This window comes from Pantoea sp. EKM20T, assembly GCF_011800485.1.
GTDB classification, from domain to species: domain Bacteria; phylum Pseudomonadota; class Gammaproteobacteria; order Enterobacterales; family Enterobacteriaceae; genus Pantoea; species Pantoea agglomerans.
This window is the reverse complement of sequence record NZ_JAALFW010000054.1, coordinates 1-242: the sequence shown is the minus strand read 5'-3', so window position 1 is coordinate 242 and position 242 is coordinate 1. Positions and strand designations below refer to the sequence as shown.

Annotated in this window: 1 protein-coding gene; it reads left to right on the top strand. The window is 66.1% G+C overall.

Annotated elements, in window-relative coordinates:
* Positions 1-242, top strand: a 242-nt coding sequence (locus HFD94_RS22855) for a hypothetical protein (RefSeq protein WP_181955376.1), incomplete at both ends; no start/stop codon positions are given.

Below are 242 nucleotides of genomic sequence, written 5' to 3'. Positions count from 1 at the left end.
GTGGACGCCAAAGACGTCGTGGTGGAAGCCACCGACGAGGCGGGCAACAGCAACAGCGTTGTGATCGACGGCCCCGGCGACAGCACGCCGCCGGATAACCAGACCTCAGGCCTGGTCATCGACAGCATCACCCTGACCGACGACGTCGGTGCGATTACCGGCGAGATTGCCAGCGGCTCGGTCACCGACGACGCGCGGCCGACCCTTTCCGGCGACGCAACCGCCGACATCGATCACGTCAA